This window comes from Gordonia zhaorongruii, assembly GCF_007559005.1.
Classification (GTDB): Bacteria; Actinomycetota; Actinomycetes; order Mycobacteriales; family Mycobacteriaceae; genus Gordonia; species Gordonia zhaorongruii.
Genome location: NZ_CP041763.1, coordinates 1,128,533 through 1,145,123 on the forward strand (window position 1 = coordinate 1,128,533; position 16,591 = coordinate 1,145,123).

8 protein-coding genes are annotated in these 16,591 nt (G+C 68.6%); 3 read left to right on the forward strand and 5 right to left on the reverse strand.

Going from position 1 to position 16,591, the window contains the following annotated elements; translation table 11 throughout:
• Positions 1–2: 2 nt before the first annotated feature.
• A complete protein-coding gene (locus FO044_RS05105) occupies positions 3–1,790 on the reverse strand; it encodes an AMP-dependent synthetase/ligase (RefSeq protein ID WP_132993771.1) in 1,788 nt (595 codons plus the stop codon).
• A gap of 138 nt (positions 1,791–1,928) precedes the next feature.
• On the opposite strand from FO044_RS05105, the gene FO044_RS05110 reads away from it, so the two are divergent.
• A complete protein-coding gene (locus FO044_RS05110) occupies positions 1,929–3,677 on the forward strand; it encodes a DEAD/DEAH box helicase (protein WP_132993770.1) in 1,749 nt (582 codons plus the stop codon).
• A 25-nt stretch (positions 3,678–3,702) separates the two neighbouring features.
• On the opposite strand, the gene FO044_RS05115 is transcribed toward FO044_RS05110, so the two are convergent.
• Positions 3,703–4,296, reverse strand: a complete 594-nt coding sequence (locus tag FO044_RS05115; protein ID WP_132993769.1) for a TetR/AcrR family transcriptional regulator — start codon at positions 4,294–4,296, stop codon at positions 3,703–3,705.
• A gap of 124 nt (positions 4,297–4,420) precedes the next feature.
• Here FO044_RS05115 and FO044_RS05120 point away from each other — a divergent pair, with 124 nt between their 5' ends.
• Positions 4,421–5,389 carry an ABC transporter permease gene (locus FO044_RS05120; protein ID WP_186290586.1) on the forward strand — a complete coding sequence of 323 codons (969 nt, stop codon included), beginning with the start codon at positions 4,421–4,423 and terminating at the stop codon, positions 5,387–5,389.
• On the opposite strand, the gene FO044_RS05125 is transcribed toward FO044_RS05120, so the two are convergent.
• From FO044_RS05125 to FO044_RS05135, 3 genes are read right to left on the reverse strand one after another with little or no spacing between them, the layout of a single operon-like run.
• Positions 5,319–6,071, reverse strand: coding sequence for an SIR2 family NAD-dependent protein deacylase (locus FO044_RS05125; RefSeq protein WP_132993768.1), 753 nt, complete (start codon positions 6,069–6,071; stop codon positions 5,319–5,321). The genes FO044_RS05120 and FO044_RS05125 overlap by 71 nt on opposite strands.
• Positions 6,071–6,517: an HIT family protein gene (locus tag FO044_RS05130; protein WP_132993767.1), complete on the reverse strand. Its 447-nt coding sequence runs from the start codon at positions 6,515–6,517 to the stop codon at positions 6,071–6,073. Before FO044_RS05130 ends, FO044_RS05125 begins: the two co-directional genes overlap by 1 nt.
• 4 nt (positions 6,518–6,521) lie before the next feature.
• Positions 6,522–7,085 (reverse strand): dihydrofolate reductase family protein, encoded by a 564-nt coding sequence (locus tag FO044_RS05135; protein WP_132993766.1) that lies wholly within the window; start codon positions 7,083–7,085, stop codon positions 6,522–6,524.
• A 203-nt stretch (positions 7,086–7,288) separates the two neighbouring features.
• Between FO044_RS05135 and FO044_RS05140 the strand changes: the two genes are divergently transcribed.
• Complete coding sequence (locus FO044_RS05140) at positions 7,289–16,585, forward strand: type I polyketide synthase (protein ID WP_132993765.1); 9,297 nt, start codon at positions 7,289–7,291, stop codon at positions 16,583–16,585.
• The last annotated feature ends 6 nt before the right edge of the window (positions 16,586–16,591 follow it).

The following is a 16,591-nucleotide window of genomic DNA, read 5'->3' on the forward strand; positions in this document are numbered from 1 at the left end:
GATCACGTGTAGAGATCGGCGATGGCTTGCTGATACGACTCGTGGATCACATTGCGCTTGAGCTTCATCGTCGGAGTAAGCTCGCCGCTCTCGATCGTGAAGTCCCCCTCGAGCACCACGTACTTCTTGATGGCCTCGGCCTTCGAGACCTTGGCGTTCGCGTCGGCGACAGCCGCATCGAGTTCCGCGCGGATCGCGGAGTTCGAGGTGAGGTCCGACATGGGGGTGTCTGCGGGCAGGCTGTTCCGCTCGAGCCAGCTGGGGATCGCTTCGGGATCGAGCGTGATCAGTGCCGCGATGAACGGCTTCTTGTCGCCGACCACCAGGCACTGGCTCACCAACGGGTGCGCACGGATGGTGTCCTCGAGTGGCGCAGGCGCGACGTTCTTGCCGCCTGCGGTGACGATCAGTTCCTTCTTGCGCCCCGTGATGTACAGGAAGCCGTCGTCGAGGCTGCCGATGTCGCCGGTGTGGAACCAGCCGTCGCGGATGGAGTCGGCGGTCGCCTGGTCGTTCTGCCAGTAGCCGCCGAAGATGACGCCGCCCTTGAGTAGGATCTCGCCGTCCTCGGCGATCCGGATGGTGACTCCCGGAACGGGTCGGCCGACCGAACCGATCCGGCTGTGCTCCTCATTGTTGGCGGTCACCGCAGCTGTCGTCTCCGACAGGCCGTAGCCCTCGAACACCGGGATGCCTGCTCCGCGGAAGAAGTGGCCGAGCCGCTCGCCGAGTGCGGCACCGCCCGCGATGGCGCCTTCGCAGTTGCCGCCCAGGGCGGCGCGCAGCTTGCCGTAGACGAGCTTGTCGAATACCGCGTGCTTCGCCTTGAGGACGATGCCGGGGCCACCGGTGTCGAGCGCACGGCTGTAGGCGATCGACGTGTCGACCGCCTTCGCGAAGATCGATCCCTTGCCGCCGTCGATCGCCTTCTGCTCGGCGGTGTTGTAGACCTTCTCGAACACGCGCGGCACCGAGAGGACGTAGTTCGGTTTGAACACGTCGAGGTCGGGGATCAGATTCGGAATGTCGTTGGTGTGCCCGAGGACGACTCCGTTCTCCACGCAGCCGACGGCCACGATGCGCGCGAAGACGTGAGCCAGCGGGAGGAAGAGCAGCGTCGACTTGCCCTCCTGCAGGCCGTTTCCGACGGATTCGGCAGTTGCAGCCGTCTCTTCGAGGAAGTTGGCGTGTGTGAGCACGACCCCCTTCGGCCGGCCGGTGGTGCCCGAGGTGTAGATCAGCGTGGCGGCATCCGAGGCCTTCGAATCAGCCTCGCGCGCAGCGAGGTCGGAGTCGGGGACGTCGGCGCCGAGCTTGTGCAGCGCGTCCAACGCGCCGTCTTCGATGACGAGCGTCTCCTTCAGCGCGGGTGCGTTCGAGATCACGTCGTCGTGGCGTTTGCGTTGCTCGTCGTTCTCCACGATCAGCAGCGAGGTGGCCGAATCGTTGAGGATCCAGTCGACCTGATCCGACGAGGACGTCTCGTAGATGGCGACCGTCGTGGCGCCGGCCCGCCAGATCGCGTAGTCGAGCACGCTCCACTCGAAGCGCGTCGATGAGAGGATCGCGACGCGGTCGCCGGCGTTGATTCCGGCTGCTATCAGGCCTTTCGCGACCCCGTCGACATCGTCGGCGAACTGCGCGGCGGTCACTGTCACCCACGGGCCCGAGCCTGCGCGGCGCTTGAACAGCGGCAGGTCCGGTCGTTCGGCGCGGTAACGTTGGATCGTCGTGATCGTGGTCGCATCGGGATCGATGGACGTGATGGACGGAGTGGTGTACTCCTGCATCTGTGCGTTCTCCTCGCGTGAAACTGCGCATAATGGACGTGCTGGTATCTGTAGCGCACAGTACCAGCAGCTCGGTGAGGCGTATCACACGAGGTTTTCGGGGTAGAGTCTACAGTCGATGACTAAGGAATTCCTCCGATGAACGCGTCGGACCCCACTGCTTCTGCCGATGATTCGGCCGCCGTCGACACGTTCGACGGCTTCGATATCGACGACCGCGTGCGCGCTGCGCTAGATGAGGTCGGCTACGAGACTCCGTCGCCCATTCAGGCGGCGACCATCCCTCCGCTCATGGACGGCCGCGACGTGGTCGGCCTTGCACAGACCGGCACCGGCAAGACCGCCGCTTTCGCCATTCCGGTGCTGTCGCGCCTGAACACCAAGGCCCGCAAGCCGCAGGCACTGGTGCTCGCGCCGACGCGTGAGCTCGCGCTGCAGGTGTCCGAGGCGTTCGGCCGCTACGCGAGCAAGATGCCCGAGGTCAAGGTGCTGCCTATCTACGGCGGCCAGAGCTACGGCGTGCAACTCTCCGGCCTGCGACGTGGCGCTCAGGTGATCGTCGGTACTCCCGGCCGTGTCATCGACCACCTCGACAAGGGCACGCTCGACATCTCGGAACTGGAGTTCCTGGTGCTCGACGAGGCCGACGAGATGCTCACCATGGGGTTCGCTGAGGACGTCGAGCGCATCCTCGCCGACACCCCGGACAGCAAGCAGGTCGCGTTGTTCTCGGCGACCATGCCGGCGTCGATCGGCAGGCTCGCCCGTAAGTACCTGAACAACCCGAAGGAAGTGACGGTCAAGGCGAAGACCGGTACGGCGCAGAACATCACTCAGCGCTACCTGCAGGTTTCCCACCACCGCAAGCTCGATGCTCTGACTCGAGTCCTCGAGGTGGAGCAGTTCGACGCGATGATCATGTTCGTCCGCACGAAGTCGGCCACCGAGGAGCTCGCCGAGAAGCTGCGCGCGCGTGGCCTGTCCGCGATGGCGATCAACGGCGACATGGTGCAGGCGCAGCGCGAGCGCACCATCAATCAGCTCAAGGACGGGTCGCTCGACATCCTCGTCGCCACCGACGTCGCCGCCCGCGGCCTGGACGTGGACCGCATCTCGCACGTCGTGAACTACGACATCCCGCACGACACCGAGTCGTACGTGCACCGCATCGGCCGTACGGGGCGTGCGGGCCGTTCGGGTACGGCGCTGCTGTTCGTGTCGCCCCGCGAGCGTCACCTGCTGCGGTCCATCGAGCGAGCCACACGGCAGCAGCTCGAGGAGATCGACCTGCCGAGCGCCGAGGACGTGAACGCACAGCGCGTCGCGAAGTTCGCCGACTCGATCACCGCGAACCTTGCCTCGAATCACCTCGACATGTTCCGCTCGCTGGTGGAGACCTACGAGCGGGAGCACGACGTGGCGATGGCCGACATCGCCGCCGCGCTGGCCCTCGAGTCGCGCGACGGCGGCTTCCTGATGAATCCGGATCCGCCGGCCGGTCAGCGGGCCGATCGCAACGATCGCAGCGAACGCCGGGAGCGGACACCGCGTGGCGGCGGCAACTTCGCCACGTACCGCATCGCCGTGGGGCGCAAGCACAAGGTCTCGCCGGGTGCCATCGTGGGCGCGATCGCGAACGAAGGCGGCCTGACACGCGCCGACTTCGGCAACATCAGCATCCGGGACGACTTCAGTCTCGTGGAGTTGCCGAACGACCTGGACAACGAGACGTTGAACATGCTGAAGCACACGCGCATCGGCAAGAACCCGATCGACCTGCGGGCCGACATGGGTGCGCCCCGTGCACGCGGAGGCAAGAAGCAGTACTCGAAGCGGGACGGTTACAACAAGCGCTCGCCGCGCGTGGCGGGCCGGGGCCGGTCCTAGTCCGCAGTTTCACTGCAGTCCCGGTTCACCGATCGACGTCGATCACGGCCTGCAACCGCGGGCCGTGTGACGCGATCAGCTCGTCACGTGTCAGCTGGGTGAACGCGGGAATCCTGATCAGGTAGCGCAGCGTGGCGATACCGAACAGGGTGCTCAGCACCGCGCGTGCAGTCGGGGTCGAGATCTCGGCGGATTCGGTGAGAATCGGCACCATCTGGTTCGACGCGAAGTCGCCGAACGCCGTTGTGAGTCCTTCATCGTTGATCACCGAGCGGAGCAGGCCCTGCATCACGGGCCCGGTCTCGGGGTCCTCCCATACTCCGGTGAAGGTGGAGATCAGGCGCGTGCCGAGTTCGGACCGCGTGCAGTCCGTCGCGCGCCGGATGCTCTCCGCCGGATCTATGGGGAGTTCCAGGGCGGCGACGAACAGGCCGTACTTGCTGCCGAAGTAGTAGGGGACGAGGGCGACATCGACCCCGGCCTCGGTGGCCACCGCGCGCATCGTTGTCGATTTGAATCCGTTGCTGCCGAACAGTTTCCGTGCAGCGGTGAGGATGTCGTCGCGGGCTGTGCTCTCTCCGGTGCGGCGGCCGGCGCGCGCGGGGCTTCGTTCGGTCACGCGACCACCCTACCCATCATTTCAACGACTGTTGACTTAAGTCCTGGAATTCGCGTACCGTCCCACTCAACAGATGTTGAATAGATAGGGGTCGGGCATGTCGACGGTCAGCAAACTCGGGGCGGTGATCGCAGGATTGGCAGTCGCCATCCCGCTGGTGCTGCTGATGTTCATCACCCCGGCATCCCGGGGGACTCCACACGATCTGCCGGTCGGCGTCACGGGCGCTGATGCTGCCGTTGAGCAGGTGCGTGCGTCACTCGAGCAACGGCAACCGGGCGCCTTCGACGTTCAGGCGTTCGCGACGGCAGAGGACCTGCACGACGCCACACGCGACCGCGACATCTACGGCGGGTTCGTCCTCGGTGCGGCTCCCGAGACGGTGATCGCCACGGGTGCGAGTGCAGCGGTCGGACCGATGCTGACTCAGATCGCCGACGGTATCGCGGCCCAGTCCGGCGGACCGGCGCCGCAGGTGGTCGACGTGGCGCCGCCTGCTGCCGATGATCCGCGAGGCGCCGGATTCGGATCCATGGTGATGCCGGTGTTCATGACGGGGATGGCGCTGGGGATAGCCTGCGCATTGGTCGGGCGCCGACGCAGGCTGATCGCCGTGATGCTGCCCATCGGGGCCGCGGTGGTGGGCGCAACTGCTGTCGGCGTCGGTATGGCCGCCGGCGTTCTGGCCGGCGGGTTCGCGTTGCAATGGCTGGCGCTGAGCGTCGGGATACTCGCCATGGCCGCTTCGGTGGCGGGCGTGGTCTCGCTGATGGGGGTGCGCGGTGTCGGAGTCGTGGCTGTGCTGTTCATGCTGATCGGGATGCCGCTGGCCGGGATCTCCGCGCCGCATGAGTTCCTGTCGCCGGTGTGGGCGACGCTCGGGCAGAGTCTGCCGCTCGGCGCCACGGGGACGGCGCTGCGGAGTGCGTCGTTCTTCGGTGGTGCGGGCTCACTGACCGCGTTCGCGGTGCTGAGCGCCTGGATCCTCGTCGGCTACGGGATGCTCGCCGTCCGCCGTGCGGCTAGCGCTCCGCAAGAGCCGGCAGCAGTTCCGCAGCGGAGCCGACCAGTGGCACCGTCGCCAGTCGGGTGAGCGCCGAGACGTCGGGGTTCACCTCGATGATGGGAGTGCCTGCGCGGTAGGCGCGTTCGGGGAGCTCGGCGGCGGGGTAGACGACGCCGCTCGTGCCGACGACGAGCATCAGGTCGCAGGTCCGAGTCGCTTCGTCCGCTCGCTGCCAGTCGGTGGCAGGCAGCATCTCGCCGAACCAGACCACCCCGGGCCGGATCGACGCCCCGCATACGGGGCAGTCGGGTCGTGGCGCCACGAGGGCGACGTCCGGTGGCTCGGGCCGGTCGCAGGCCTCGCATCGCGGTGCGAACAGGCCGCCGTGCAGGTGCGCATCGACCGTGCTGCCCGCCCGCTCGTGCAGATCGTCGACGTTCTGAGTGACCACCTGCACCGAACCACCTCCCACGGCCTTCTCGTCGGCCAGCCGTGCGATCGCCAGGTGGCCCGCGTTCGGCTCGGTGCTCCGCACCTGTGCCGCGCGCTCGCGATACCACGCCCACACCATGTCGCGGTCGGCGTCCCAGCCGTCCGGTGAGGCCAGCACCATCGGATCGTGGTTCTCCCACATCCCGGTCAGCGCGTCGCGGAAGGTGGCGATACCGCTCTCGGCGGACATGCCCGCACCCGTGAACACGACGATGCGGTCGGCGGCGTCGACGAGGTCACGTGCTCTGTCGAGGGGGTTCGTCACGGAGTGGTTCATCAACGCTGCGCTGCGATCTCGGCTCTGAGCTCGGTGCCGATCGCCGCCAGGTCACCGGAACGTCGGGTCAGCAGTCCCTTCGCGAACGAGACCTTATCGCCGTGACGGCGGGGGATGACGTGGATGTGAGTGTGGAACACGGTCTGCATCGCGGCACGCCCGTCGTTGAGTGCGACGTTCACCCCATGTGCCCGGAATGCGCTGCCCTTCAAGGCTTTCGCGACTCGCTGTGCCGCGGCGAGCAAGGGGGCGCCGAGAGCCGGATCGACGTCGTCCAGGCCCGCCGAATGTCGGCGCGGGATCACCAGTGTGTGTCCCCGAGCAACCGGCGAGATGTCGAGGAAGGCGATGACGTCATCGTCGGAGTAGACGACGTGGGCCGGCGAGGTCTCGCTGACGATGTCGCAGAAGACGCAACCGGTTGGGGAGTCTCCGGCGGTGCTCATGCGATCACCGGAGCCGGTAGTGCACGGCCAGAGCACCGGTGTCGAAGCTCTTCACGTGCGTCGGAGAGAAGAGGCGCTTGGCTCTGTCGTCGTCGAAGAGTCGCAAGCCGCCGCCGATGGTCACCGGCATCATGAGGAGCCGCAACTCGTCCACGAGCTCCGTAGCGAGGAGGTGCCGGACGAGGGTGGCGCTGCCGACGACCAGGATGGATCCGCCGGTCGTCTCCTTCAGGCGACCGACCGATCCGGCGACGTCGTCGGCGATGAGGTGGCTGTTATGCCAGGGGAGCGGAGCAGACAGCGTTCCGGACACCACGTGCTTGGGCATGGCGTTGATCTTGTCGGCCATCGGCCCGGTCCGGTCCGGCCACGCTCCCGCGAAACTGTCGTAGGTGACCCGCCCGAGTAGATGGCTCTCGGCAGCGAGGGTCTCGTCGAGCTTGTACTGCGCCACCTCGTCATCGAAGTAGTCGGAGACCCAGCCGGTGTGCGGATGGCCGGGTTCCCCGCCCGGCGCCTCGACGACGCCGTCGAGGGTGATGAACTCGGTCACGATGAGGTTTCCCATGAGCAGGAATCTACCGCGAATCGCCGGTCACGTACGACACGGTTTGTGACGAGATTCACCGGAAAATCCTGTCTCGCAGGTCCAGCCGGTTACCCGTGGGTCTACCCGCGGGTATACCGCGGGGTAGCGACGAACGTGAGGGTTTCCTCATATTCGTCTGTCATGATTGCTGCGTTCCCCAGACCAGGCACACAGGAGTACTCGTGACCCTTGATCAGTTCCGCACTCGCGACCACGCAGCAAACGACGACCGCACCCGGAGTCTTCTCGATCGTTTCGCAGCGGGGGAGAGCTACGCGATCAGCTTCGGCGGGCAGGGTGGCCCGTGGCTGCCCACTCTCACCGAACTCGTCGCCGACGCCGACCTGACCCGCACCGTCGAAGGCACCGTTGACGCCGCAGCTCGCCTGCTGGCTCCGGTGGCCGACGAGCTCGCGGCGGCGGGCGGAGATCGCTTCGATCCGATCGCGTGGCTGGCGGCTGCCGACGAGGACCGTCCGGTCCCCGACGAGACGGAACTGGCGGCCGCACCCTTCTCGCTGCCCGGCATCCTGCTGACTCAACTCGCCGCGATCGCCAGTCTGCACAAGCAGGGACTGGACATCCGGAAGCTGCCGCCCAGTGCCGTGATCGGGCACTCGCAGGGCCTGCTGGCAGTTGAGGCGGCCGCGCACTCCCGCGAGCTCGAGGACGCGGAACTGCTCGCTCTCGCACAGCTGATGGGCGCGGCCTCGACCATCGTCGGTCGTCGCAGCGGGCTCATCGGATCGGCTGCGGCAACCGGTTCGGGCACGGCGTCGATGGTCGCGATCAGCGGGATCTCACCGCACGACGTCGACGCGATGCTTGACGAGTACGCGGCAGGCCTGCCGGAGGGCGCGGCAGGCGTCCCGACCGTCGCGATCATCAACAGTCGCCGATCAATCGTGATCGCGGGTGCACCTCGTCATCTCGCCGCCTTCGCAGCCCTGTGCGACCGCCGTGCCGCGGCGCAGGCGCAGGACCGCAAGGACAAGCGCACCGGAGGCACGCCGTTCTCGCCGGTCTTCGAGGAACTCGCGGTGACCGCCCCGTTCCATCACCCCGACCTGACTCACGCCGTGGAACTCGTGAGCGAGTGGGCGCGGCGCTGCGGGATCGATGCGGATGCGGCTCGCAGGCACGCGACGGGCGTTCTCGTCGATCCAGTCGACTGGGTCGACCAGGTCGGCGACGTCGTGTCCTCCGGCTCTCGGTGGCTCATCGATCTCGGCCCCGGAGACATCGGCGCGCGTCTCGCCTCGCCGGTCGTTCGAGGCCAGGGGGTCGGCGTCGTCGCCGCGGCCACTCGCGGCGGCCAGCGCAACCTGTTCGTGCCGGGAAACGCGCCCGAGGTGTCGCGCCCGTGGTCGGAATTCGCCCCGCACGTCGTCTCGCTGCCCAATGGCCGGCTCGGGGTCGGGACCGCGTTCACCCGCCTCACAGGCCGTTCGCCGATGCTCCTCGCGGGCATGACGCCGACCACCGTCGATCCGGCGATCGTCGCGGCCGCCGCCAACGCGGGTCACTGGGCCGAACTCGCGGGCGGCGGGCAGGTGACCGAGGAGATCTTCGCCGACAACGTCGCCAAGCTGACCGACCTACTCGACGACAACCGCCAGGCGCAGTTCAACGCGCTGTTCCTCGACCCCTACCTCTGGAAGCTGCAGCTGGGCGGCAAGCGCCTGGTGCAGAAGGCCCGGGCCCAGGGCGCCCCCATCGACGGCGTCGTGATCACCGCCGGCATCCCAGAGCTGGATGAGGCGATCGATCTCGTCGGCGAGCTCATCGATGCGGGCCTGCACTACGTCGCGTTCAAGCCGGGCACCGTCGATCAGATCCGCGCTGTCGTGCGGATCGCGATCCAGGTCCCGCAGTTCCCCGTCATCGTGCAGATCGAAGGCGGGCGCGCAGGCGGACACCATTCCTGGGAGGACCTCGACGACCTGCTCCTCGCCACCTACGGCGAGCTCCGCGATCGGCCGAACGTCGTAGTCTGCGTCGGCGGCGGCATCGGCACGCCCGAACGCGCATCGGAGTACGTCACGGGACTGTGGTCGACGAAGTACGACTACCCGCAGATGCCGCTGGACGGCATCCTGATCGGCACCGCGGCGATGGCGACCGCCGAGGCGACGACGTCCCCGGACGTCAAGCAGATGCTGGTCGACACCGCGGGTGCCGACGAGTGGATCGGTGCGGGCCGCAGTACTGCCGGAATGGCCTCCGGCCGTAGCCAGCTGGGCGCCGACATCCACGAGATCGACAACTCCGCATCACGCTGCGGTCGTCTGCTCGACGAGGTCGCAGGCGACGCGGAAGCCGTCGCGGAGCGGCGCGAGGAGATCATCACCGCGATGGACGGAACCGCGAAGCCGTACTTCGGTGACGTGCACACGATGACCTACTCGGAGTGGCTCACCCGTTACGCGGAACTGGCGGTCGGTGACGCAGACGATCCGTACGACTGGGCCGACATCACGTGGGAATCCCGCTTCGCCGACATGCTGCGCCGGACCGAGGCTCGCATGCATCATCTGGACAGCGGCGAGTTCGAGTCGGTGTTCGGTGATCGGATCACGGACGCATACGCAGCCGTGGCGCGTCTCATCGAGACCTTCCCGGCGGTCGAGGCCGACGTCCTCCACCCGGCGGATGTCGCGTTCTTCCTGGAGCTGTGCCGTCGCCCGGGCAAGCCGGTGAACTTCGTCCCCGTCATCGACAAGGACGTGCGTCGCTGGTGGCGCAGCGACTCGCTGTGGCAGGCACACGATCCGCGCTACTCGGCCGACGAGGTCTGCATCATTCCGGGACCGGTCGCCGTCTCCGGCATCACCAGGGTCGATGAACCGGTCGGCGAACTGCTGAACCGCTTCGAGGACCACGTCGTCTCCGAACTGCGTGCCACCGGCATGCAGCCCGCAGTCGTCTCCGCTCGCCGCCGTATCGGAACCGTCGCCTCCTCGGGCGCGCTGAGCGTGGTGATCGAGGCCGAGGACGTGCTCTGGGCGGGCCGCCAGGTCCGCAACCCCATCGCCCTCCTCGGCGACCGCGGCGGCTGGGACGTCTTCGACGGCGAGTACGCCGAGCACTCCTCGGGCGCCTTCCTCGCCTACATGCCCGACGCCGACTGCCCGGACGACGCCATCCGTCTCGACCTCGCAGTTCCGGTGTCCGGCACCATCCTGCGCGTCCCGTTCACCGTCGACCTCGCGGTCGTGGACGGTGCCAGCCCTCGTGTCACCACGCCCGATGCCGCGAAGTCGATGCGCGAGCTGCTGACCGTCGCCGCGGGCGGTTCGCTGCGCGATGTCACCGACGGCACCACCACCGGCACCGTCGCCTGGCGTGCCGACTCGGTCGCCGACCACAGCGGCGCCACCGCTGCCGGTCTGCCGTTCGGGCTCCTGCCCACGACACCGGCCTCGCCGAACGGATTCGCCGTGCCGGACGCGCTCGTCGTCGCCTGCTGGCCGACCGTGTTCAGCGTGCTCGGCACCATCGAGAGCGCCGACCCGAAGACCGGCCGAGCACATCCCGTCGTCGAGGGTCTGCTCGACCTCGTGCACCTCGACCACGCGATCACCGTCGCCTCGGAACTGCCCTCGACCGACACCGAACTGACCGTCCAGGCCCGTTGCACCTCGATCACCGACACCGAGGTGGGCCGGGTGGTCGAGATCGTCGTCAGCGTTCGCGATGGCGGCGTGCCGGTCGCCGATCTCGTCGAGCGGTTCGCCATTCGCGGGCGTCTCGGTGCCGCCGAACTGACCGATCCGGTGCGTGCCGGGGGCGCGGCAGCCGACGAGCGGGCCGGCACCCGCAAGCACGTGCGATCGGTCAGCGTGCCGGCGCCCACGCGCATGAACGGCTTCGCCGTCGTATCCGGCGACCGCAACCCGATCCACACGGATGCGCACGCCGCACGGCTCGCCGGCCTCGGCGAACCGATCGCTCACGGCATGTGGCTGTCGGCGATGGCCCAGCAGGTCGTCGTGGCCGCGGACGTCGCGCAGCCGGTTCCCGCTCCGCGGGCGGTACGCGGCTGGACCGCCAGGTTCCTCGGCATGGTCCGACTCGGCGATGTCGTCGATGTGCGCGTAGACCGCGTCGGCATGGACGAGGGCCGCGACGTCATCGACGTGACCGCCAAGGTCGACGGGGAGCTCGTCATGGCCGCATCGGGTCTGCTCGATGCACCGCGCACCGTGTACGCGTTCCCGGGCCAGGGCATCCAGAGCAAGGGCATGGGCCTCGACGCCCGCAGCCGCAGCGCTGCCGCCCGCGACGTGTGGGACCGTGCCGACAAGCACACCCGCGAGGCCCTCGGATTCTCGATCCTCGCCGTGGTCCGCGACAACCCGACCACACTCGTCGCCGACGGCATCCGATACCACCATCCGGACGGCGTGCTGTTCCTGACGCAGTTCACCCAGGTCGCCATGGCGACGCTCGGAGTGGCGCAGGTCGCCGAACTCCGTGAGGCGGGCGCCTTCGTGGAGGACTCCATCACGTGCGGTCACTCGGTGGGCGAGTACAACGCTCTCGCCGCATGTGCCGGGGTACTGCCGCTCGAGGCCGTCCTCGAGGTCGTCTTCCAGCGCGGCAGCGCGATGCACCACCTGGTGCCGCGAGATGCCAAGGGCCGCAGCGACTACCGCCTCGCGGCGATCCGTCCGAGTCAGTTCGGTCTCGCCGACGAGGACGTACAGGACTTCATCGCCGAACTCGCCGGCCGAACCGGGGAGTTCCTCGAGGTGGTCAACCTGAACCTGCTCGGCTCGCAGTACGCGATCGCCGGCACGGTTCGCGGTCTCGACCTTCTGGAGAGCGAGATCGACCGGCGGCGCGCGGAATTCGGCGGCCGTCGGGCGTACATCCAGGTGCCGGGCATCGACGTGCCGTTCCACTCGACGGTCCTGCGCGAAGGCGTGCCGGAGTTCCGCGGAAAGCTGGAGAACCTGCTCCCGGCGGACATCGACCCGTCGATCCTGGTCGGTCGCTACATCCCGAACCTGGTTCCGCGACTGTTCACGCTCGACCGCTCGTTCGTGCAGGAGATCGCCGAACTGGTGCCATCGGCGCCGCTCGACGAGGTTCTCGCCGATTGGGCGTCGTGGAGCGCCCGGCCGTCCGAGCTGACGCGCGTCATCTTGATCGAACTCCTGGCCTGGCAGTTCGCCAGTCCGGTGCGGTGGATCGAGACGCAGGATCTGCTGTTCTCGACCGTCGAACAGGGCGGCATAGGCATCGACCGCTTCGTCGAGGTGGGCGTGAAGTCGGCGCCGACCCTGACCGGTCTCGCCCGCAACACCTTGCGGCTCGACGGCTACGGGTCGGCAGCCACCGAGGTTCTCAACGTCGAGAGCGACGAGCAGCTGCTGCGCGGTGCGGACAGTGCTCCCGAGCCGGCCGGCGATGAGGAGGCTGAGGCGGAGCCGGTGGGGGACCGCAGTGCGGATGAGGCCGCAGCTCTCGCCGCCGCACCCTCCGCGCCCGCTGCACCTGCCGCAGGCTCCGGTCCGCGACCTGCCGACATCGCGTTCGCACCTGCCGACGCCGTCCGCGCCGTCATCGCGCTGTGGACCAAGATGACGCCTGCCCAGATCGGTTCGGCCGACACGATCGAATCGCTCTGCGACGGTGTCTCATCGCGGCGCAATCAGCTGCTCCTCGACATCGGCGGCGAGCTGGGCCTCGGCGCCATCGACGGTGCCGCTGAGGCCGACATGAACGCTCTCGCGTCGACCGTGGACACCCTGGCGCGCGGATACAAGCCGCTGGGCGACGTCCTCTCGGACGCGGTCGGCGACCAGATCCGGAAGATCGCCGGCCCCGTGGGCAAGCGCGCGAGCTACATCACCGATCGGGTGACCGGCGCGTGGCAACTGGAGGGCGGATGGGCGCAGCACACGCTCGTCGAGCTCGCGCTCGGCACCCGGGACGGAGCCAGCGTGCGCGGTGGCGACCTGGGCGACCTGCTCGACGGCAGCGTCGGCAATGCAGGTGAGCTGGATGCGCTCATCGACCGCGCGGTGCGGTCCGTCGGCGCCGCACGCGGCATCACCGTCGACCTGCCGGCCGCCGCGTCATCGGCGGGGGCGACGGTTGACGCCGCCGCTCTGGACGAGTTCGCGAGTCAGATCACCGGTCCAGACGGGGTGCTCGCGGCAACCGCGAACACCATCCTGACCACCCTCGGGCTCACCGGCGCCGACACGGCTCCCGAAGTCCTCGAGGATCCGAACGCGGTTGCCGCACAGCGGATCAGCGATGAGCTCGGCTCGGACTGGGTGCGCACCGTGACACCGTCCTTCGACGAGGAGCGCGCGGTGCTCCTCGACGACCGCTGGGCGAGTGCCCGTGAGGATCTGGCGCGCCTGTGGCTGCTGGACGACGAGTCCGTCGACTCCGATTTCGACGCCATCGTCGGCCGGATGACCGCCGCGGGAGCGGTGGTCGCTCAGCACGCCACCTGGTGGCAGGGCAAGGCGCTGCACCGCGGGTTCGGCCCTCACGCCAGGCTGTTCGCCGCCATCGCCGAGGCCGCGGAATCCACCGCGGTCGGCGAGTTCGCCGACGACGTCGCAGTGGTGACCGGGGCGTCGCCCGACTCGATCGCGGCAGCGATCGCGGGCAAGCTGCTGAGTGGGGGAGCGACGGTCGTCGCCACCACCTCACGGCTGTCGGCCGAGCGCCTCTCGTTCTACAAGGAGCTGTACCGAACGCATGCTCGCACCGGTGCCGCCCTCTGGGTGGTGCCCGCCAATCTCGCTTCGTACGTCGATGTGGACGCGGTCGTCGACTGGATCGGCTCGGAGCAGACGGAGAATCTGGGTGCCACCACCGGTGTCATCAAGGAGGCTCTCACTCCGACGCTGCTGTTCCCGTTCGCCGCTCCGCGCGTCGCAGGCGATCTGGTCGACGCCGGCGGCCGTGCCGAGATGGAGATGAAGGTCCTGCTCTGGTCGGTGGAGCGGATGATCGCCGGGCTCGGCGCGATCGGCGCCGACCACGACATCGCGAGCCGGCTGCACGTGGTGCTGCCGGGCTCGCCCAACCGGGGCATGTTCGGCGGCGACGGCGCGTACAGCGAGGCCAAGGCTGCGCTGGACGCTCTCGTCACCCGCTGGTCGGCTGAGGAGTCGTGGGGTTCGCGCACCACGATCGCCCACGCTTTCATCGGCTGGGTCCGCGGCACCGGTCTGATGGGTGCCAACGACGGACTCGTGGACGCCGTCGAAGAGGCGGGCGTCCGCACCTGGAGCACCGAGGAGATCGCGGCCGAGCTGGTCGGTCTCTGCGGTGCGAAGACACGTGAGGCAGCGCTGACCGCACCGGTCATCGCCGACCTGACTGCCGGGCTGGATCCGTCGGCGATCGACTTGAAGGCGCTCGCAGCGAAGGTCGCGAAGGAGTCCTCGGGATCGACCGGGAGCACTTCGGAATCACTGACGGAGACCGCTGACGATCCGGTGAATCCGATGGTGGCTGCGCTGCCTGCGCCGGCCCGCGCCGACCTGCCGGTCGCCCACGAGTGGTCCGACATCGACGCTCGCCCCGAGGATCTGGTGGTCATCGTGGGAGCGGGCGAAGTGGGGCCGTACGGGTCGTCGCGCACCCGTTTCGAGATGGAGGTCGACGACCGGCTGTCGGCGGCCGGCGTACTCGAACTGGCCTGGATCACCGGTCTGGTCCGGTGGGAGGAAACCCCCAAGCCGGGGTGGTACGACGTCGAGTCCGGCGACCCGGTCCACGAGGCCGAGATCGCGGATCGCTACCACGACGCGGTCGTCGAACGGTGCGGCATCCGCCGCTACGCCGATGACGGCGCGATGGTGGACAACACCTCGCCGCTACTCGAATCGGTGTTCCTCGACGAGGACCTGACGTTCACCGTTCCCAACGAGGCCTCGGCTCGCGCCTTCGCCGCTTCGGACCCGGAACGCACGCGCATCAGCGCGAAGGACTCCGGGGACTGGTCGGTGACCCGCCTCGCCGGCGCCGAGATCCGAGTGCCGCGCCGCTTCGAGTTGTCCCGCACCGTCGGCGGGCAGATCCCGACCGGATTCGATCCGGTCCGCTGGGGCGTCTCGCCCGACATGGTCGAGTCGGTGGACCGTGTCGCGCTGTGGAACCTGGTGGCGACCGTCGACGCGTTCCTCACGGCGGGGCTCACCCCGACCGAGCTGATGCGCTGGGTGCACCCGGGACTGGTGGCCAACACGCAGGGCACCGGCATGGGCGGCATGACCTCGATGCGATCGCTCTACGTCGACACGCTGCTCGGCGAGGCCAAGGCGAACGACATCCTGCAGGAGGCCCTGCCGAACGTCGTCGCCGCGCACGTCGTGCAGTCGTACATCGGCAGCTACGGCGCGATGATCCACCCGGTCGCGGCCTGCGCCACGGCTGCGGTGTCGGTCGAGGAGGGCACCGACAAGATCCGCCTCGGCAAGGCGCTGTTCGCGGTGGCGGGCGGTTTCGACGACCTCGGCATCGAGGGCATCGTCGGATTCGGTGACATGTCGGCGACGGCCGACTCGTCCGCGATGTCGGGCAAGGGCATCGACGAGCGCCGCTTCTCCCGGGCCAACGACCGCCGGCGCGGCGGGTTCGTCGAATCGGCGGGCGGTGGAACCGTCCTGCTGGCGCGCGGCGATGTCGCCGCCGAACTGGGACTGCCGGTCCTCGGTGTGGTGGCCTGGGCGCAGAGCTTCGGTGACGGTGTCCACACGTCGATCCCGGCTCCGGGACTCGGCGCGCTCGGTGCCGCGCGGGGAGCGAAGGCATCCCCCCTCGCCTCGTCGCTCGCATCACTGGGCGTGAGTCCGGACGACGTGGCCGTCGTCTCCAAGCACGACACGTCGACCCGTGCGAACGATCCGAACGAGGCGGAACTGCACGAGCGTCTGGCCGGCGCCATCGGCCGCGGCGATGGGGCTCCGCTGTTCGTGGTGTCGCAGAAGTCGCTGACCGGTCACGCCAAGGGCGGTGCGGCGGCGTTCCAGCTCATCGGACTCTGCCAGGTGCTCCGCGACGGCGTGGTCCCGCCGAACCGCAGTCTCGACTGCGTCGACGACACGATGGCCGAGTACCCGCACCTGGTGTGGCCGCGCGAGACGATGCGCATGGGCGAGAGGTTCCCGCTGAAGGCCGGTCTGCTGACCAGCCTGGGCTTCGGCCACGTGTCGGGCCTCATCGCGGTGGTCCACCCGGAGGCGTTCGTCGCCTCGCTCGACGAGCGCAGCCGTGCAGCGTACCGCCGGGCGAGCGAGGCCCGCCTGCGCGACGGTCAGCAGCGACTCCTGTCGGCCATGTGCGGCGGCGAGCCCGCGTACCAGCGGCCCGCAGACCGTCGCTTCGGTGACGGCGTCGGTGGAGACGGGGTTGGTGGAGAAGCGGTCACCGAGCACGACGTCGAGTCGGCATTGCTTCTCGACCCGCAGGTGCGGCTCAACGCGGAGGGCGCGTACCGATGATCGGGA